18 protein-coding genes are annotated in these 17,482 nt (G+C 65.6%); 16 read left to right on the top strand and 2 right to left on the bottom strand.

The window, feature by feature from the left end:
* Nucleotides 1–10: 10 nt before the first annotated feature.
* The 11 genes from aroA (at nt 11) to cysM (ending at nt 11,006) form a co-directional block, all read left to right on the top strand.
* A complete protein-coding gene (gene aroA, locus GQ56_RS0132700; RefSeq protein ID WP_031402664.1) occupies nt 11–1,315 on the top strand; it encodes a 3-phosphoshikimate 1-carboxyvinyltransferase in 1,305 nt (434 codons plus the stop codon).
* 13 nt (nt 1,316–1,328) lie between these two features.
* Nucleotides 1,329–2,015 (top strand): (d)CMP kinase, encoded by a 687-nt coding sequence (cmk, locus tag GQ56_RS0132695; RefSeq protein WP_031402663.1) that lies wholly within the window; start codon nt 1,329–1,331, stop codon nt 2,013–2,015.
* 142 nt (nt 2,016–2,157) lie between these two features.
* A complete protein-coding gene (gene rpsA, locus GQ56_RS0132690) occupies nt 2,158–3,870 on the top strand; it encodes a 30S ribosomal protein S1 (RefSeq protein ID WP_031402662.1) in 1,713 nt (570 codons plus the stop codon).
* 22 nt (nt 3,871–3,892) lie between these two features.
* The gene (locus tag GQ56_RS0132685; protein WP_006486894.1) at nt 3,893–4,216 is read left to right on the top strand and encodes an integration host factor subunit beta; all 324 of its coding nucleotides are present in this window, start codon (nt 3,893–3,895) and stop codon (nt 4,214–4,216) included.
* A gap of 210 nt (nt 4,217–4,426) precedes the next feature.
* Nucleotides 4,427–4,720, top strand: a complete 294-nt coding sequence (locus GQ56_RS0132680) for a lipopolysaccharide assembly protein LapA domain-containing protein (RefSeq protein ID WP_031402661.1) — start codon at nt 4,427–4,429, stop codon at nt 4,718–4,720.
* A gap of 53 nt (nt 4,721–4,773) precedes the next feature.
* Nucleotides 4,774–5,946, top strand: a complete 1,173-nt coding sequence (gene lapB, locus GQ56_RS0132675; RefSeq protein ID WP_031402660.1) for a lipopolysaccharide assembly protein LapB — start codon at nt 4,774–4,776, stop codon at nt 5,944–5,946.
* A gap of 90 nt (nt 5,947–6,036) precedes the next feature.
* Nucleotides 6,037–7,437, top strand: coding sequence for a UDP-glucose dehydrogenase family protein (locus GQ56_RS0132670; RefSeq protein WP_031402659.1), 1,401 nt, complete (start codon nt 6,037–6,039; stop codon nt 7,435–7,437).
* A 7-nt stretch (nt 7,438–7,444) separates the two neighbouring features.
* Nucleotides 7,445–8,395 carry a D-glycero-beta-D-manno-heptose-7-phosphate kinase gene (gene rfaE1, locus GQ56_RS0132665; RefSeq protein WP_075123081.1) on the top strand — a complete coding sequence of 317 codons (951 nt, stop codon included), beginning with the start codon at nt 7,445–7,447 and terminating at the stop codon, nt 8,393–8,395.
* Between the two features lie 68 nt (nt 8,396–8,463).
* A complete protein-coding gene (gene rfaD, locus GQ56_RS0132660; RefSeq protein ID WP_031402657.1) occupies nt 8,464–9,456 on the top strand; it encodes an ADP-glyceromanno-heptose 6-epimerase in 993 nt (330 codons plus the stop codon).
* 73 nt (nt 9,457–9,529) lie between these two features.
* Nucleotides 9,530–9,889, top strand: coding sequence for a ComEA family DNA-binding protein (locus tag GQ56_RS0132655; protein ID WP_031402656.1), 360 nt, complete (start codon nt 9,530–9,532; stop codon nt 9,887–9,889).
* Between the two features lie 214 nt (nt 9,890–10,103).
* Nucleotides 10,104–11,006: a cysteine synthase CysM gene (cysM, locus tag GQ56_RS0132650; RefSeq protein WP_031402655.1), complete on the top strand. Its 903-nt coding sequence runs from the start codon at nt 10,104–10,106 to the stop codon at nt 11,004–11,006.
* A 78-nt stretch (nt 11,007–11,084) separates the two neighbouring features.
* Here the strand turns inward: cysM and mltB are convergent, their stop codons facing one another.
* Nucleotides 11,085–12,428, bottom strand: a complete 1,344-nt coding sequence (gene mltB, locus GQ56_RS0132645; protein WP_075123080.1) for a lytic murein transglycosylase B — start codon at nt 12,426–12,428, stop codon at nt 11,085–11,087.
* Between the two features lie 43 nt (nt 12,429–12,471).
* Between mltB and GQ56_RS0132640 the strand changes: the two genes are divergently transcribed.
* A complete protein-coding gene (locus tag GQ56_RS0132640) occupies nt 12,472–13,395 on the top strand; it encodes a histone deacetylase family protein (RefSeq protein WP_031402653.1) in 924 nt (307 codons plus the stop codon).
* Nucleotides 13,396–13,422: 27 nt separating this feature from the next.
* Here GQ56_RS0132640 and GQ56_RS0132635 read toward each other — a convergent pair whose 3' ends face one another.
* On the bottom strand, nt 13,423–14,343 hold the full coding sequence (locus tag GQ56_RS0132635; RefSeq protein WP_031402652.1) for an alpha/beta hydrolase: 921 nt from the start codon (nt 14,341–14,343) through the stop codon (nt 13,423–13,425).
* Nucleotides 14,344–14,561: 218 nt separating this feature from the next.
* Here GQ56_RS0132635 and GQ56_RS0132630 point away from each other — a divergent pair, with 218 nt between their 5' ends.
* The 4 genes from GQ56_RS0132630 to GQ56_RS0132615 form a co-directional block, all read left to right on the top strand.
* Nucleotides 14,562–15,596 (top strand): methionine ABC transporter ATP-binding protein, encoded by a 1,035-nt coding sequence (locus GQ56_RS0132630; protein ID WP_031402651.1) that lies wholly within the window; start codon nt 14,562–14,564, stop codon nt 15,594–15,596.
* A complete protein-coding gene (locus tag GQ56_RS0132625) occupies nt 15,586–16,239 on the top strand; it encodes a methionine ABC transporter permease (RefSeq protein ID WP_031402650.1) in 654 nt (217 codons plus the stop codon). Before GQ56_RS0132630 ends, GQ56_RS0132625 begins: the two co-directional genes overlap by 11 nt.
* 29 nt (nt 16,240–16,268) lie before the next feature.
* On the top strand, nt 16,269–17,063 hold the full coding sequence (locus GQ56_RS0132620; protein ID WP_031402649.1) for a MetQ/NlpA family ABC transporter substrate-binding protein: 795 nt from the start codon (nt 16,269–16,271) through the stop codon (nt 17,061–17,063).
* 228 nt (nt 17,064–17,291) lie between these two features.
* On the top strand, nt 17,292–17,482 hold a 191-nt coding region (locus tag GQ56_RS0132615), incomplete at its 3' end, for an electron transfer flavoprotein subunit beta/FixA family protein (protein ID WP_407638615.1).

The following is a 17,482-nucleotide window of genomic DNA, read 5'->3' as shown; positions in this document are numbered from 1 at the left end:
GACGATTCCCATGGACTATCTCGATCTCGGCCCGTACTCCAGCGCATCGGGCACCGTGCGTCTGCCCGGCTCGAAGAGCATTTCGAACCGCGTGCTGCTGCTCGCGGCGCTGGCCGAAGGCGAAACGACGATCACCAACCTGCTCGACTCCGACGACACGCGCGTGATGCTCGACGCACTCGGCACGCTCGGCGTGAAGCTCGCGCGCGACGGCGACACCTGTGTTGTGACGGGCACGCGCGGCGCATTCACCGCGAAGACGGCCGACCTGTTCCTCGGCAACGCAGGCACGGCCGTGCGGCCGCTGACCGCCGCGCTCGCGGTGAACGGCGGCGACTATCGCGTGCACGGCGTGCCGCGCATGCACGAGCGGCCGATCGGCGATCTCGTCGACGGCCTGCGGCAGATCGGTGCGCAGATCGACTACGAGCTGAACGACGGCTACCCGCCGCTGCGGATCAGGCCCGCGACGATTGCCGTCGACGCACCGATTCGCGTGCGCGGCGACGTGTCGAGCCAGTTCCTCACGGCGCTGCTGATGACGCTGCCGCTGGTGAAGGCGAAGGACGGCAGGATCGTCGTCGAGGTCGACGGCGAGTTGATTTCGAAGCCGTACATCGACATCACGATCCGGTTGATGGAGCGTTTCGGCGTGACCGTCGAGCGCGATGGCTGGCAGCGCTTCGTCGTGCCGGCCGGCGTCCGCTACCGTTCGCCGGGGCGGATCATGGTCGAGGGCGATGCGTCGTCCGCATCGTACTTCCTCGCGGCCGGCGCGCTCGGCGGCGGCCCGCTGCGTGTCGAGGGCGTGGGGCGCGCGAGCATCCAGGGCGACGTCGGTTTCGCGAATGCGCTGATGCAGATGGGTGCGAACGTGACGATGGGCGACGACTGGATCGACGTGCGCGGCATCGGCCACGACCACGGCAAGCTCGAGCCGATCGACATGGACTTCAACCTGATCCCCGACGCGGCGATGACCATCGCGGTCGCGGCGCTGTTCGCGAACGGCACGAGCACGCTGCGCAACATCGCGAGCTGGCGCGTGAAGGAAACCGACCGCATCGCCGCGATGGCGACCGAGCTGCGCAAGGTCGGCGCCACCGTCGAGGAAGGCCCCGACTACCTCGTCGTCACGCCGCCGCACAAGCTCACGCCGAACGCGGCGATCGATACGTACGACGATCACCGGATGGCGATGTGCTTCTCGCTCGTCAGCCTGGGCGGCGTGCCTGTGCGGATCAACGATCCGAAGTGCGTCGGCAAGACGTTCCCCGACTATTTCGACCGCTTCGCCGCGCTCGCCAAAGCCTGACCCGACTGTTCCGATGAAATCGACCCGACCCTTTCACCCGACTCCCGTCATCACGATCGACGGCCCGACCGCTTCCGGCAAGGGCACCGTCGCGGCGCTCGTCGCCGCGCACCTCGGCTTCCACCTGCTCGACAGCGGCGCGCTGTACCGGCTTGCCGCGCTCGCGAGCGTACGCTACGGCATCGAGGCAGAGGACATCGACGCGCTCGTGAAGCTGATCGACGACCTGCACATCACGTTCCGCGAGGGCTGCGCGCAGCTGGACGGCGTCGACGTGTCGAACGACATCCGCGCCGAGGCGGTCGGCAACCGCGCATCGGCGATCGCCGTGCACGGGCCCGTGCGCACCGCGCTCGTCGCGCGCCAGCGCGCGTTCCGCAAGACGCCGGGCCTCGTTGCGGACGGGCGCGACATGGGTACCGTGATCTTCCCCGACGCGGTGCTGAAGGTGTTCCTGACGGCCAGCGCCGAGGCGCGCGCGACCAGACGGCATAAGCAATTGATGCAAAAAGGTTTTTCTGCTAATATAGATGACTTGCTCCGGGATCTTCGTGAACGTGACGCGCGCGACAGCAATCGCGCGGCCGCGCCGCTGAAGCCCGCGGCAGACGCCAGGCTGCTCGATACGTCGGCGCTTTCGGTCGATGAAGCCGTCGATCAGGTGCTGCAGTGGTATCGGGCGCTCGGCCAGCCCGCCTGAGAAGGCGGGCAGCGGTAGGTGCTCCGCGCCGCAAGCGCGAAGCGTGTTTCGAACCCTTAACCCCGTGTGGTTTTCGATCTGGCCCTTTCAGCCTGCCATTTCGGCCGGCGTGGCACAGCGAGCCATGCACAATCAGATTTTTATGTCCGACCTGCAAACCTCCAACCCGAATACCGAATCCTTTGCGGCTCTGTTCGAAGAGTCGCTGACCCGCCAAGACATGCGCGCCGGCGAAGTGATTTCCGCCGAAGTCGTGCGCGTCGACCACAACTTCGTGGTCGTCAATGCAGGCCTGAAGTCCGAGGCTTACATTCCGATCGAGGAATTCCTGAACGATCAGGGCGAGGTTGAGGTGCAGTCGGGCGATTTCGTGTCCGTCGCGATCGACGCGCTCGAAAACGGCTACGGCGACACGATCCTGTCGCGCGACAAGGCGAAGCGCCTTGCATCGTGGCTGTCGCTGGAAAAGGCTCTCGACAACAACGAACTCGTCACCGGCACGATCACCGGCAAGGTGAAGGGCGGCATGACCGTGATGGTCAACGGCATCCGCGCGTTCCTGCCGGGTTCGCTGGTCGACACGCGTCCGGTCAAGGACACGACCCCGTACGAAGGCAAGACGCTCGAGTTCCGCGTGATCAAGCTCGATCGCAAGCGTAACAACGTCGTGCTGTCGCGTCGTGCAGTGATCGAGGCAACGCAAGGCGAAGAGCGCGCGAAGCTGCTCGAAACGCTGAAGGAAGGCGCGATCGTCAACGGCGTGGTCAAGAACATCACCGACTACGGTGCGTTCGTCGACCTCGGCGGCATCGACGGCCTGCTGCACATCACCGACATCGCATGGCGTCGTGTGCGTCACCCGAGCGAAGTCCTGTCGGTTGGCCAGGAAGTCACCGCGAAGATCCTCAAGTTCGACCAAGAGAAGAACCGCGTCTCGCTGGGCATCAAGCAACTGGGCGACGATCCGTGGGAAGGCATCTCGCGTCGTTACCCGTCGGGCACGCGCCTGTTCGGCAAGGTCACGAACATCACCGACTACGGCGCATTCGTCGAAGTGGAATCGGGCATCGAAGGCCTTGTCCACGTGTCGGAAATGGACTGGACCAACAAGAACGTTGCGCCGTCGAAGGTTGTCCAGCTGGGCGACGAAGTCGAAGTCATGGTCCTCGAGATCGACGAAGACCGTCGTCGTATCAGCCTCGGCATGAAGCAGTGCAAGCCGAATCCGTGGGATGACTTCAGCCGCAACTTCAAGAAGGGCGACAAGATCACGGGCGCAATCAAGTCGATCACCGACTTCGGCGTGTTCATCGGTCTGCCGGGCGGCATCGACGGCCTGGTCCACCTGTCGGACCTGTCGTGGAGCGAAACCGGCGAAGAAGCCGTTCGCAAGTACAAGAAGGGCGACGAAGTCGAAGCCATCGTGCTCGGTATCGACGTCGAGAAGGAGCGCATTTCGCTCGGCATCAAGCAACTCGAAGGCGACCCGTTCAGCAACTACGTTGCAATGAACGACAAGGGCTCGATCGTCGACGGCGTCGTGAAGACGGTCGATGCGAAGGGCGCGGTCATCACGCTGACGGGCGACATCGAAGGCTACCTGCGCGCATCGGAAATCTCGCAGGATCGCGTCGAAGATGCACGCAACGTGCTGAAGGAAGGCGACAAGGTCAACGCGATGGTGATCAACATCGATCGCAAGTCGCGCGGCATCAACCTGTCGATCAAGGCGAAGGATTCGGCTGAACAACAGGAAGCGATCCGCGGCCTGCAGTCGGACTCCAGCGCTGCTGCGACCGGTACGACCAACCTCGGCGCGCTGCTGAAGGCGAAGCTCGACGGCCAGAACCAGTAAGCCTCACGAGGTCTGCTGAAGTATGACCAAATCCGAGTTGGTCGCGCAGCTGGCATCGCGATTTCCGCAACTTGTCCTCAAGGATGCGGATTTCGCGGTGAAAACGATGCTCGATGCGATGTCCGACGCTCTGGCGAAAGGGCATCGTATCGAAATTCGGGGTTTCGGCAGCTTTGGGCTCAACCGTCGCCCGGCGCGCGTCGGACGCAACCCGAAGTCGGGGGAGAAAGTGCAAGTGCCCGAGAAGTTCGTGCCGCACTTCAAGCCCGGCAAGGAATTGCGTGAACGCGTCGACGGCCGCGCCGGCGAACCGCTGAAGGCTGACGATCCGGACGACGAGCGTTGAGCGTCACCCGGTTTGCCCGGAATCCATCCGGCGAAGGCTGAAGAGAAAAGCGCCCCTTGCGGGCGCTTTTTTCATTTCCGGCGGCCCTGCCGGAACGGGCCCGCGCAGGATGTGCGCAGTCGCAGAAACGCATCCTTTACAATACGGGTCGATTCGGTGCGGCGAAGGGGAGTCGCGCGCCGCGGAAAACCTCAACAAAGAGAGGGCTTCATGAAGTTTATCGTCTGGCTGATCCGGGTATTGGTGTTCATCCTGCTGCTGGTGCTTGCGCTGGCCAATACGCAAACCGCGACGCTGAATTTCGTTGCCGGCCAGGCATGGCAAGCGCCGTTGATCCTGATCGGTCTGGCGTTCTTCGCGGTCGGGCTGCTGGCCGGCCTGCTGTCCGCGCTGCCGTCGATCTTTCGCCTGCGTCTCGAGAACGGGCGCCTGAAGCGCGATCTGCGCGCGGCGCGCGAAACACCGGCCGTCATCGACCAGCCGCCGATGCCGCCCGTCATTTAACACGGACGCCGCGCGATAATCGCGCGGTTTTCGTCTCTGCTTCGATATTTCGCATGGATCTGGATTTCTGGTGGTTGCTCGCGATTCCGGTTGCGTTCGCGCTTGGTTGGGCGGCGTCACGCTATGACCTGAAGAATCTCCTGTCGGAGAGCGCCAACCTGCCGCGCTCGTATTTTCGCGGCCTGAATTTTCTGTTGAACGAACAACCCGACAAGGCGATCGACGCGTTCATCGAGGTCGCCAAGCTCGACCCCGAAACGGTCGAGCTGCACTTCGCGCTCGGCAACCTGTTTCGCCGCCGGGGCGAAACCGACCGCGCGATCCGCGTGCACCAGAACCTGCTGAGCCGCACGGATCTGCCGGTCAACGAACGCGACCACGCGCTGTACGAGCTCGGCCAGGATTTCCTGAAGGCCGGCCTGCTCGATCGCGCGGAGGAGGCGTTTCACAAGCTCGCCGACGGCGACTACGCGCTTGGCGCGCAACGGGCGCTGCTGACGATCTACGAGACCGAGAAGGACTGGAACAAGTCGATCGATACCGCCAAGCGCATCGAGTCGATGAGCGACAAGCCGCTTGGCGTCGAGATCGCGCAGTTTCACTGCGAACTCGCGCAGGACGCGCTGCAGCGCAAGAACGCGGCCGCGGCGGCCGAGCAACTGCGGCTGGCGCTGACCGTGAACCCGCAGAACGTGCGCGCGACGATCCTGTCGGGCGATGCGGCGGCAGCGGAGGGCGACCACGCCGCCGCAATCGGGCACTGGAAGCGCGTGGAAGCGCAGAATCCGGCGTATCTGCCGCTGGTCGCGGACAAGCTGATGAAGGCATATGTCGCGCTCGGCAAGAACGCCGAAGGCGCCGAGTTGCTGATGGGCTACGTCGACCGCTACCCGTCGAACGACCTGCTCGACGTCGCGTACCAGCACATCGCGGGGTTGCGCGGCCAGGAAGCGGCGCACATGCTCGCACGGACGCAGATGGAGAAGTCGCCGAACCTGTCGGGCATGCTGCATTTGCTCGATGCGCAAATCGCGGCGGCCGACGAACCGCGCCGTAAGGAACTTGAAATGATGCGTGCGCTGATCAAGCAGCGCACGAAGAATCTGCCACGGTATACGTGCCAGAATTGCGGCTTCAGGGCACGGCTTTTCTATTGGCAGTGCCCCGGATGCAGCGGCTGGGAAACCTATGCGCCGCGCCGCGTCGAACCTGCGATGCCGGGCTGATCCCGGCTCGCGGAGCCGACGCGCTGCGGTCGCCGCCGGGCTGGTCCCGGCGGCCAAGTTAGTCAATTACCGGGAAGTACCGGAACATCTATGAAAATCACCATCATCGGCACCGGCTATGTCGGTCTCGTCACGGGCGCCTGCCTCGCGGAGATCGGTCACGACGTCTTCTGTCTCGACGTTGATCCGCGCAAGATCGACATCCTGAACAACGGCGGGATGCCGATTCACGAACCGGGGCTGCTGGACATCATCGCGCGCAATCGCGCGGCGGGGCGTCTGCGCTTCTCGACCGACATCGAGGCGAGCGTCGCGCACGGCGAGATCCAGTTCATCGCGGTCGGCACGCCGCCCGACGAGGACGGCTCGGCCGACCTGCAGTACGTGCTCGAGGCGGCCCGCAACATCGGCCGCTACATGACGGGCTTCAAGGTGATCGTGGACAAGTCGACGGTGCCGGTCGGCACCGCGCAGCGCGTGTGCGGCGTGGTCGACGAGGCGCTGGCCGCGCGCGGGCTCGCGGGCAGCGTCGCGCATCGCTTCTCGGTCGTGTCGAACCCGGAATTCCTGAAGGAAGGCGCCGCGGTCGAGGACTTCATGCGTCCGGACCGGATCATCATCGGCGTCGACGGCGACGAGACGGGCACGATCGCGCGCGAGAAGATGAAGAAGCTTTACGCGCCGTTCAACCGCAATCACGAGCGCACGATCTACATGGACGTGCGTTCGGCCGAATTCGCGAAGTATGCGGCGAACGCGATGCTTGCGACGCGTATCTCGTTCATGAACGAGATGTCGAATCTCGCCGACAAGGTCGGCGCCGACATCGAGGCCGTACGCCGAGGGATCGGATCCGATCCGCGCATCGGCTATCACTTCCTGTACGCCGGCGTCGGCTACGGCGGCTCGTGCTTCCCGAAGGACGTCCAGGCGCTGATTCGCACGGCCGGCGAGAACGGCCAGCCGCTGCGCATCCTGGAGGCGGTCGAGGCGGCCAACCATGCGCAGAAGGACGTGCTGATCGGCAAGATCGAGCAGCGCTTCGGCCCCGACCTGACGGGCCGCGAGTTCGCGGTCTGGGGCCTGGCATTCAAGCCGAATACCGATGACATGCGCGAGGCGCCGAGCCGTCGCCTGATCGCGGCGCTGCTCGCGCGCGGCGCGACCGTGCGTGCTTACGATCCGGTCGCGGTCGACGAGGCGCGGCGCGTGTTCGCGCTGGATTTCGCCGACACGCCGGACACGCTGGCGCGGCTGCATCTCGTCGACACGCAGGACGTCGCCGTGACCGGTGCGGACGCGCTCGTGATCGTGACCGAGTGGAAGGAGTTCCGGAGCCCCGATTTCACGCGCCTGAAGGCCGAGCTGAAGGCGCCGGTGATCTTCGACGGACGCAACCTGTACGAGCCGGACGCGATGGCCGAGCTGGGCATCGACTATCACGCGATCGGCCGGCCCTATGTCGATCCCCAGTCGTCCTCCCGTGGCTGACCCTACGATGAATACTCTTCGCGAAGTCGCTCCGGTGCCGCGCGCGCAGCTCGCGCGTTCGCGCGTGCTCGTCGTCGGCGACGTGATGCTCGACCGTTACTGGTTCGGCAACGTCGACCGCATTTCGCCGGAAGCGCCGGTGCCGGTCGTGCACGTGCAGCGCCAGGAAGAACGGCTCGGCGGCGCGGCCAACGTCGCACGCAATGCGGTGACGCTCGGCGGCCAGGCCGGTTTGCTGTGCGTCGTCGGATGCGACGAACCGGGCGAACGGATCGTCGAGCTGCTCGGCAGCAGCGGCGTGACGCCGCATCTCGAACGCGATCCGGCGCTGCCGACGACGATCAAGCTGCGCGTGCTCGCGCGCCAGCAGCAACTGCTGCGCGTCGACTTCGAGGCGACGCCGACGCACGAGGTGCTGCTCGCGGGGCTCGCGCGCTTCGATGCGCTGTTGCCGCAGCATGACGTCATACTGATGTCGGATTACGCGAAAGGCGGCCTGACGCACGTCACGACGATGATCGAGAAGGCGCGCGCGGCCGGCAAGTCCGTCCTCGTCGATCCGAAGGGCGACGACTGGGCGCGCTACCGCGGCGCGTCGCTGATCACGCCGAATCGCGCGGAATTGCGCGAAGTGGTCGGGCAGTGGAAATCGGAAGACGATCTGCGCGCGCGCGTCACGAAGCTGCGCGCGGAGCTCGGCATCGACGCGCTGCTGCTCACGCGCTCGGAAGAGGGCATGACGCTCTTTTCCGCCACCGGCGAACTGCACGCACCGGCGCTCGCGCGCGAGGTGTTCGACGTGTCGGGCGCGGGCGATACCGTGATCGCGACGGTCGCGACGATGCTCGGCGCCGGCGTGCCGCTCGTCGACGCGGTCGTGCTTGCGAATCGCGCGGCAGGCATCGTGGTCGGCAAGCTCGGCACGGCCACCGTGGACTACGACGAACTGTTTCACTGAGTGCATGCCATGCGGCGCGACGAGCGCACCGCATGGGCATCGCTCGCATTTTCTCAGGCAGGACGATCATGACCCTCATCGTCACCGGCGCGGCCGGTTTTATCGGCGCGAACATCGTCAAGGCGCTCAACGAGCGCGGCGAGACGCGCATCATCGCGGTCGACAACCTGACGCGCGCGGACAAGTTCCGGAATCTCGTCGATTGCGAGATCGACGACTATCTCGACAAGACGGAATTCGTCGAACGCTTCGCGCGCGGCGATTTCGGCAAGGTGCGCGCGGTGTTCCACGAAGGCGCCTGTTCGGACACGATGGAAACCGACGGTCGCTACATGATGGACAACAACTTCCGCTACAGCCGTGCGGTGCTCGACGCGTGCCTCGCACAGGGCACGCAGTTCCTGTACGCGTCGTCGGCCGCGATCTACGGCGGCTCGACGCGTTTCGTCGAGGAGCGTGACGTCGAGGCGCCGCTGAACGTCTACGGCTATTCGAAGTTCCTGTTCGATCAGGTGATCCGCCGCGTGCTGCCGGCCGCGCGGAGCCAGATCGCCGGCTTCCGCTATTTCAACGTGTACGGCCCGCGCGAAACGCACAAGGGGCGCATGGCGTCGGTCGCGTTCCACAACTTCAACCAGTTCCGCGCGGAAGGCAAGGTGAAGCTGTTCGGCGAGTACAACGGTTATGCGCCGGGCGAGCAGACGCGCGACTTCGTGTCGGTCGAGGACGTGACGAAGGTGAACCTGTTCTTCTTCGATCATCCGGAGAAGTCGGGCATCTTCAACCTCGGCACGGGCCGAGCGCAGCCGTTCAACGATATCGCGTCGACGGTCGTGAATACGCTGCGCGCGCTCGACAACCTGCCGCCGCTGACGCTCGCGCAGCAGGTCGAGCAAGGGCTGATCGAATACGTGCCGTTCCCCGATGCGCTGCGCGGCAAGTATCAATGCTTCACGCAGGCCGATCAGACGAAACTGCGCGCGGCTGGCTACGACGCACCGTTCCTGACCGTGCAGGAAGGTGTCGACCGCTACGTCCGTTGGCTATCCGGCCAGGTTTAAGCGGAAGCGTTGCATCGATAGACTGGGTCTCACGGTCGGCAGCCGCCGGCCGCTTTCATCGGAGATCCAGCACATGATCAGGAAATGGTTTGCCGCGGCGGCGCTGCTCGGCATGATCGCGTCGGCCTGGGCGGCCGTCGACGTCAATACCGCGAGCGAGGATGCGCTCGTCGGCATCAAGGGCATCGGTCCGGCGCGGGCCAGGGCGATTCTCGACGAACGCGGCGCACGCGGCCCGTTCAGGAATGCGGAAGATCTCGCCTCGCGCGTGAAGGGCATGGGCGGCCATACCGTCGAGCGGCTGCAGCAGGAAGGGCTGACGATCGGTGCGGCCGGCACGGGCGCGGCCACGCCGGCCACGCCGGCCGCGGGCAAGCCGGCGGCAACCCGGCCCGCGGCGGCGCCTGCACCTGCGCGTACCGCGCAGAAGTAACGCGTCGCGCGCCACAGGCACAACGGCTCCTTCAGTCGCCGTCGTTGCGACGGCTTCCCGCGGCGTGCCGCGGGTTTTTTGCGTGTGGGCGGCATACGTTGCGACCATGCGTCGCGCGGCGGCGTATTCCATCGTCGCAGCGGGGTTGCCGGCGCGAGCGGCGGGGGTGGTTTACAATCGACCGATTGATCTGCCACGTACTCACGGTCTCTCCATGGCTTACAAAACTATCGAAGACACGATCGGCAATACGCCGCTCGTGCAACTGGTCCGCTTGCCGGACGACGAGATTCGCGCACGCAACAACGTGGTGCTCGCGAAGCTCGAAGGCAACAATCCGGCCGGTTCCGTGAAGGATCGCCCGGCGCTGTCGATGATCAGCAAGGCCGAGGCGCGCGGGCGCATCAAGCCGGGCGACACGCTGATCGAGGCGACGAGCGGCAACACGGGCATCGCGCTCGCGATGGCGGCGGCAATCCGCGGCTACAAGATGGTGCTGATCATGCCGGAGGACCTGTCGGTCGAGCGTCGCCAGAGCATGGCTGCATATGGCGCCGAGATCATCCTGACGCCCGTGAAGGGCGGGATGGAACTGGCGCGCGATCTCGCCGACGAGATGCAGCGCGAAGGCAAGGGCGTGATCCTCGACCAGTTCGCGAACCCCGACAATCCGGTTGCGCATTACGAAGGCACGGGCCCGGAGATCTGGCGCGATACCGAAGGGCGCGTCACTCACTTCGTGTCGGCAATGGGCACGACGGGCACGATCATGGGCACGTCGCGCTACCTGAAGGAACAGAATCCGGCGATCGAGATCGTCGGTGCCCAGCCGGAAGACGGTTCGCGCATTCCGGGCATCCGCAAGTGGCCGGAGGCGTACATGCCGACCATCTTCGATCGCAGCCGCGTCGACCGCGTCGAGAGCGTGAGCCAGGCCGCATCGGAAACGATGGCGCGCCGGCTCGCCGCGGTCGAGGGCATCTTCGCGGGCATTTCGTCGGGCGGCGCATGCGAAGTCGCGTTGCGCATCGCGCGCCAGGTCGAGAATGCGACGATCGTGTTCATCGTTTGCGATCGCGGCGACCGCTACCTGTCCACGGGCGTGTTTCCCGCCTGACCCCGGGCAGCCGTGCGCCGTGCGCACGCAACAAAAAAGCGCCGCATACGCGGCGCTTTTTTGTTGGGCGGTCGGTGCTTACTGCGACTGCGAATCGGTGGCGCTCGGCTGAAGGGCGCCGCTCGCTTCCATCTGTGCCTTCACGGCCTCGCCGAGCTGGTACACGGTGAGTGCGTAGAAGAAGCTGCGGTTGTAGCGGGTCAGCACGTAGAAATTCTTCAGGCCGAGCATGTATTCGGTTGCACGGCCCGGCGACGGCAGGTCGACCACCGTGACCGACGTGCCGCCCTCGGCGGTGATGTCGACCGCCGGTTCGTTCAGCGTCATGCCCGCGCGCAGCAGTTGCGACAGCGCCCAGTGCGGCTCCGGCTGGCCGTCGGCGGCGGCCTGTGCGATGCCCAGGCTGCCCGTATCGGGCGTGATCTGCCAGACCACGGGGCGGTCGGTTTCCCAGCCGTGCTGCTTCAGGTAGTTCGCGACGCTGCCGATGGCGTCGGCAGGACTGCTGCGCAGGTCGACATGCCCCGTGCCATCGAAGTCGACCGCATATTCGCGGATGCTGCTCGGCAGGAACTGCGGGATCCCGATCGCGCCCGTATACGAGCCGAGCACGGTGGCCGGGTCGAGCTGGTTGTCGCGAGTCCAGACCAGGAAGTCCTCGAGATTCTTGCGGAACGTTGCCTGGCGGCTGTCGCGATTCGGCGTGTCCGGATAGTCGAACGTCAGCGTCGTCAGCGCGTCGAGCACGCGGAAATTGCCCATGTAGCGGCCGTAGATCGTTTCGACGCCGATGATGCCGACGATCACCTCGGGCGGCACGCCGAACTGCTCGGCCGCGCGCTGCAGCGTTGCCTGGTTCGCCTTCCAGAATTTCACGCCCGCATTGATCCGGATCGGTTCGATGAAGCGCGAGCGATAGACGCGCCAGTTCTTGACCGTCGGCGACGGAGCGGGCCTCACGAGCTTGACGGCCGTTGCCGAGTAGCTGACGCGCGAGAACAGCGCATGCAGGCTCGCCGGATCGAAGCCGTTGCGGCCCGCGATCTCGTCGATGAACGCATCGACTTTCGCATTGTTCGCGTAACGCTGCGGAACGATTTCCTCTTCGAAGGTCTGGCCCGGCGGCGTCGGCTGCTGCGGCTGGCCTTGTGCGACGAGCGTGCCGGCTGGCTTCGCGGGCTTCGTCTGTGCGACGGCCGGCGCGGCGCCGAGGGTCGCGACGACAGCGGCCGCGACGAGCGGGACGCGAACACGGAACAGCGCGGAAAGAAGGGCGGCAGGCTTGCTGGAATTCATGTCGAAGCGGGCGGACAGGGCGATTGGGTTCGGCGCAGTATACCCGACGGATCCGGCGCGTCGGGGCGTGGCGGGCCCCCGTTGTGGTAAGTTAGCGGCGAATTCGCGGCAGACGATGGACATCATTGATGGAGACCTGCGGCGCACCGCGCGTCGCGGATGACAGCTTATGGCAACCGCTTTCTATACGCACCCCGACTGCATGCTGCACGAGATGGGGGAATGGCATCCGGAATGCCCGGCCCGCCTGTCGGCGATCCAGGATCAACTGATCGCGAGCCGCATCGACGACCTGATCGTGCACGAAACCGCCCCGTTCGCGAGCGAGGTGGCGCTGGGCCGGGTGCATACGCAGGCGCACATCGACTACATCCGAAGCATGACGCCGGTCGACGGCTATGTCGAGATCGATCCCGATACGCTGATGAACCGCGATACGTGGCGCGCGGCGCTGCGCGCGGCCGGCGCCGCGATCGCGGCGACCGACGCGGTGATCGAAGGCCGCTACGCGAATGCGTTCTGCAGCGTCCGCCCGCCCGGCCACCATGCGGAGCCCGCGCGCGCGATGGGCTTCTGCTTCTTCAACAATGTCGCGATCGCCGCGCGGCACGCGCTCGACGTACACGGTATCGAGCGTGTCGCGATCATCGATTTCGACGTACATCACGGCAACGGCACCGAGGCCGCGTTCGCGAACGACGAGCGCGTGCTGATGTGCAGCTTTTTTCAGCATCCGCTGTATCCGTTCTCGGGCGTCGATCACCAGGCGCCGAACATGGTCAACCTGCCGATGCCCGCGCGCAGCAACGGGATGGCGATCCGCGAAGCGGTCGACATGTTCTGGCTGCCGCGCCTCGACGCTTTCAAGCCGCAGATGCTGTTCGTGTCGGCCGGTTTCGATGCGCATCGCGAGGACGACATCGGCGGCCTCGGCCTCGTCGAGGCGGATTTCGAGTGGCTGACCGCGCAGATCGTCGACGTGGCGCGCCGGCATGCGCAGGGCCGCATCGTGAGCTGTCTCGAAGGCGGCTACAACCTGTCCGCGCTCGGGCGCAGCGTCGTCGCGCACCTGCGGGTGCTGGCCGGCATCTGACATCCGGTCGGCCGGCGCCATGTGCGTTCAGCGCGCCGGCACGCGCGCGTGAAGCCAGGCGATCAGCGCATCGATCACGCGATCGCGCTCGAGATCGTTCATCGTTTCGTGAAAGCCGCCTTCGTATAGCGTCAGCGTACGATCGGGCGAGCCGACGCGCGCGCCGAACGCACGGCTGCCGTCGGGTTCGGTCAGCTTGTCCTCGGTGCCGTGATAGACGAGCACCGGTACGCGCAGCGCGCTGCGGCCGCTTTCGATACGCGCCATCGCGTCGAGTATTTCCGCGCCGGTGCGCGCGGGCACCGCACCGTGATGCACGAGCGGATCGGCACGATTGGCCGCGACGATGGCCGGATCGCGCGACAGCAACGCCGCATCGATCTTGATCGCGGGGAAGGTCGGCCATACGCGGCTGATGACACGGCTCACTGCGAGCATCCAGCGCGGCACGTCGCGTCCGGGCGCGAGCGCCGGGCTCGACAGCACGAGCCCGGCCAGCGCGTGGCCGCGTGCCGGCGCGCGTTCGATCGCGTACAGCGCCGCGACCGCGCCGCCCATGCTGTGCCCCATCAGGAACAGCGGCGTACTGCCGCGTGCTGCTTCGGCGACCAGCGCATCCGCATCGTTCAGGTAGCCGTCGAAACGCTCGACCCACGCGCGCTTGCCGGGCGACTGGCCGTGCCCGCGCAGATCGACCGCGAGCACGTCGATGCCGGCTGCGTTCAGCCGGCCGGCGAGGGCGGCATAGCGGCCCGCGTGTTCGGCGAGGCCGTGCACGAGCGCGATCGTCGCGCGCGGCGGCGCGGTACCGTCGCCGGCCGCCCAGCGGTACGACGCCAGTTCGAGCCCGTCCGCGGTGCGCAGCCGGCCGAGGGTCGGCGCGGGCGGCAACGAAGGCGTCGGTCCGGCGGCGGCGGGCGCGGCGGCCGGCGTGGTGGTGGCGGTCATCTGGCGGGTCCCCTTTTGTTTTGCATGTGTGTTCCGGATCATAGACGCGGCCTTGTCGAGGCGCGCCAGCAGCGCTCCTCTAATTTCGTGCAGTTATGAAAAGATCGAAATCGATTATTAAGTGGAATGAGGGGTTTGCGGTAAAATCACCGGCTACTCCAGATGCATCGGCGGCCGGCTGACGGGCCAACTCGTCGGCCGGCCGTCGTTTTGTTTACATGATCGAATTACGCAATCTTTCGCAGCGGTTCCCCGGGCCGAGCGGCTGGGTCGAAGCGCTGCACAACGTCAACCTGACGATTCCGCAGGGCGAGGTGTTCGGCATCATCGGCCGAAGCGGCGCCGGCAAGAGCACGCTCGTGCGCACCATCAACCTGCTCACCCGGCCGACCGAAGGCAACGTGGTCGTCGGCGGGCGCGACCTCACGATGCTGCCGGCCGGTGCGCTGCGCGAGGCGCGCCGCGAGATCGGCATGATCTTCCAGCACTTCAACCTGCTGTCGTCGCGCACGGTGTTCGACAACGTCGCGCTGCCGCTCGAGCTGGCCGGCGCAAGCCGTGCCGACATCGAGGCCGCCGTGCTGCCGCTGCTCGATCTCGTCGGGCTGTCCGCACAGAAGGATCGTTATCCGTCGCAGATCAGCGGTGGCCAGAAGCAGCGCGTCGGCATCGCCCGTGCGCTCGCGAGCCAGCCGAAGGTGCTGCTGTCGGACGAAGCGACGTCCGCGCTCGATCCCGAGACCACGCGCTCGATCCTCGACCTGTTGAAGCGCATCAATCGGGAGCTCGGCCTGACGATCGTGCTGATCACGCACCAGATGGAAGTGATCAAGCAGGTGTGCGATCGCGTCGCGGTGCTCGATGCGGGCCGCGTGGTCGAGGAAGGCCGCGTGATCGACGTGTTCCTGCAGCCGCATCACGAAGTGACGCGCGCGCTGATCGGCGACGTGATCGCGCAGGAGCTGCCGCCCGCGCTGAAGGCGCGCGTGGCCGAGCGGCTGAAAGCGGGAAGCGGGCATCTGCTGCGGCTCGCATTCACGGGTTCGGGGGTCGACCAGCCGATCCTGTCGGAAACGATCCGCCGGTACGAGCTCGATTTCAACATCCTGCACGGCCAGATCGACGAGATCCAGGGGCAGGCGTTCGGTTCGCTCGCGGTGCTCGCGGGCGGCGAGCCGGGCAAGGTCGGACAGGCGCTCGCGTTCCTGCGCGAACAAGGTGTGGTGGTAGAGGAGCTTTCGTATGTTGAGTGAGATGTTCGATATGTTCGTGCAGTCGTTCTGGGAGACGCTGATCATGGTCGGCATTTCCGGAGCGGTCGGCGCGCTCGTCGGTCTGCCGCTCGGCGTGCTGCTTTACCTGACCGACCGGCAGGGCGTGCTGCAGAACCTCGCCGTGAACCGCGCGCTCGGCGGCGTCGTGAATGCCGTCCGCTCGACGCCGTTCATCATCCTGCTGGTCGCGGTGATTCCGTTTACGCGGCTCGTCACGGGCTCGTCGATCGGCACGGCCGCGGCGGTCGTGCCGTTGACGCTCGCGGCCGCACCGTTCATCGCGCGTCTGGTCGAGACGGCGCTGCGCGAAGTCGACCGCGGGCTGATCGAGGCCGCGCAATCGATGGGCGCGACCACGTCGCAGATCGTGTTCAAGGTGCTGCTGCCCGAATCGCTGCCGGGCATCGTGGCGGGCCTGACGATCACGTTCGTGTCGCTGGTCGGCTATTCGGCGATGGCCGGTGCGATCGGCGGCGGCGGCCTCGGCGATCTCGGGATCCGCTACGGCTACCAGCGCTATTTGCCGGAAGTGATGTGGACGGTGGTCGCGATCCTGATCGTGTTCGTGCAGATCGTGCAGTCGTTCGGCGACTGGCTCGTCCGCCGGCTGAGCCACAAATAAAACGAAACTGATCCATCAGGGGACATACGATGCAACGACGCTTCATGCTGAAGTTTGCGGTGGCGCTGGGCGCGGCCGGGTTGTTCGCGGGCGCATACGCGCAGGCCGAAACCATCAAGGTGGGTGTGACGGGCGGGCCGCACGCGCAGATCATGGAAGTGGTGAAGAAGGTCGCGGCGAAGAGCGGCCTCGATATCCGCATCGTCGAATTCTCCGATTACGTGCAGCCGAACGCCGCTCTCGCGTCGGGCGATCTCGACGCCAACAGCTACCAGCACGATCCGTATCTGCAGGCGCAGGTGAAGGATCGCGGCTACAAGCTGATCAAGGTCGCCGATACCGTCACGTTTCCGATGGGCATTTATTCGAAGCGCGTGAAGTCGCTGGCCGAGCTGAAGCCGGGTGCGCGCGTCGCGGTGCCGAACGATCCGACCAATGGCGGCCGTGCGCTGCTGTTGCTGCAGAAGCAGGGCGTGCTGAAGCTGCGCGCGGATGCGGGGCTGAAGGCGACGCCGCTCGATATCGTCGATAATCCGCGCAAGCTGAAGATCGTCGAGCTCGATGCCGCGCAGATTCCGCGCTCGCTCGGCGACGTCGACGCGGCCGCGATCAACACCAACTACGCGATGGAAGCGGGGTTGAAACCGAAGCAGGACGCGATCGCGATCGAGGGCCCGAACGGTCCGTACGCGAACATCCTCGCGATTCGCGAGGCGGACCGGAACAAGCCGTGGGTTGCAAAACTGATCGCGGCCTATCATTCGGCCGACGTGAAGCAGTTCATCGAAGGCAAGTTCGGCGGCGCGGTCATTGCCGCCTGGTAACGGACGAAGCGCGGGACGCCCGGCGGGATTAGAGTCGATGATCGAAAACCCGGGCTTTGCGTCCGGGTTTTTTCTCTTTTAAAATAGAACGACCGTTCGCTATCATTGGCGCGTCGCCAAGAAGCGGTATCCTCGACAGCCACGATGGTTGGGGCCGCCTGGCCGCGCAGTCATGAGGCCTCGCTATAGAATGGCCTCTGGTCGTATTCGTAACTTTGGAGCGTGTGCATGAAAATCCTGGTGCCAGTGAAAAGAGTGGTCGATTACAACGTGAAGGTCCGCGTGAAGTCGGACAACACGGGTGTCGACATCGCGAACGTGAAGATGTCGATGAACCCGTTCGACGAAATCGCGGTGGAAGAAGCGGTGCGCCTGAAGGAAGCGGGCGTCGCGACCGAAGTGATCGCGGTATCGGTCGG

This window comes from Burkholderia paludis, assembly GCF_000732615.1.
GTDB classification, from domain to species: Bacteria; Pseudomonadota; Gammaproteobacteria; order Burkholderiales; family Burkholderiaceae; genus Burkholderia; species Burkholderia paludis.
The sequence above is the reverse complement of the archived record's forward strand: the minus strand, read 5'-3'. Positions and strand labels throughout refer to the sequence as shown.

Excerpts from the sequence above, each read along its gene's own strand:
- lapB (WP_031402660.1), top strand. The coding sequence starts at position 4,774 with ATGGATCTGGATTTCTGGTGGTTGCTCGCGATTCCGGTTGCGTTCGCG.
- GQ56_RS0132680 (WP_031402661.1), top strand. The coding sequence starts at position 4,427 with ATGAAGTTTATCGTCTGGCTGATCCGGGTATTGGTGTTCATCCTGCTG.
- GQ56_RS0132670 (WP_031402659.1), top strand. The coding sequence starts at position 6,037 with ATGAAAATCACCATCATCGGCACCGGCTATGTCGGTCTCGTCACGGGC.
- GQ56_RS0132635 (WP_031402652.1), bottom strand. The coding sequence starts at position 14,343 with ATGACCGCCACCACCACGCCGGCCGCCGCGCCCGCCGCCGCCGGACCG.
- GQ56_RS0132625 (WP_031402650.1), top strand. The coding sequence starts at position 15,586 with ATGTTGAGTGAGATGTTCGATATGTTCGTGCAGTCGTTCTGGGAGACG.
- rfaD (WP_031402657.1), top strand. The coding sequence starts at position 8,464 with ATGACCCTCATCGTCACCGGCGCGGCCGGTTTTATCGGCGCGAACATC.
- GQ56_RS0132685 (WP_006486894.1), top strand. The coding sequence starts at position 3,893 with ATGACCAAATCCGAGTTGGTCGCGCAGCTGGCATCGCGATTTCCGCAA.
- GQ56_RS0132630 (WP_031402651.1), top strand. The coding sequence starts at position 14,562 with ATGATCGAATTACGCAATCTTTCGCAGCGGTTCCCCGGGCCGAGCGGC.
- cmk (WP_031402663.1), top strand. The coding sequence starts at position 1,329 with ATGAAATCGACCCGACCCTTTCACCCGACTCCCGTCATCACGATCGAC.
- GQ56_RS0132655 (WP_031402656.1), top strand. The coding sequence starts at position 9,530 with ATGATCAGGAAATGGTTTGCCGCGGCGGCGCTGCTCGGCATGATCGCG.
- mltB (WP_075123080.1), bottom strand. The coding sequence starts at position 12,428 with ATGATGTCCATCGTCTGCCGCGAATTCGCCGCTAACTTACCACAACGG.
- GQ56_RS0132640 (WP_031402653.1), top strand. The coding sequence starts at position 12,472 with ATGGCAACCGCTTTCTATACGCACCCCGACTGCATGCTGCACGAGATG.
- GQ56_RS0132620 (WP_031402649.1), top strand. The coding sequence starts at position 16,269 with ATGCAACGACGCTTCATGCTGAAGTTTGCGGTGGCGCTGGGCGCGGCC.
- aroA (WP_031402664.1), top strand. The coding sequence starts at position 11 with ATGGACTATCTCGATCTCGGCCCGTACTCCAGCGCATCGGGCACCGTG.
- rpsA (WP_031402662.1), top strand. The coding sequence starts at position 2,158 with ATGTCCGACCTGCAAACCTCCAACCCGAATACCGAATCCTTTGCGGCT.
- rfaE1 (WP_075123081.1), top strand. The coding sequence starts at position 7,445 with ATGAATACTCTTCGCGAAGTCGCTCCGGTGCCGCGCGCGCAGCTCGCG.
- cysM (WP_031402655.1), top strand. The coding sequence starts at position 10,104 with ATGGCTTACAAAACTATCGAAGACACGATCGGCAATACGCCGCTCGTG.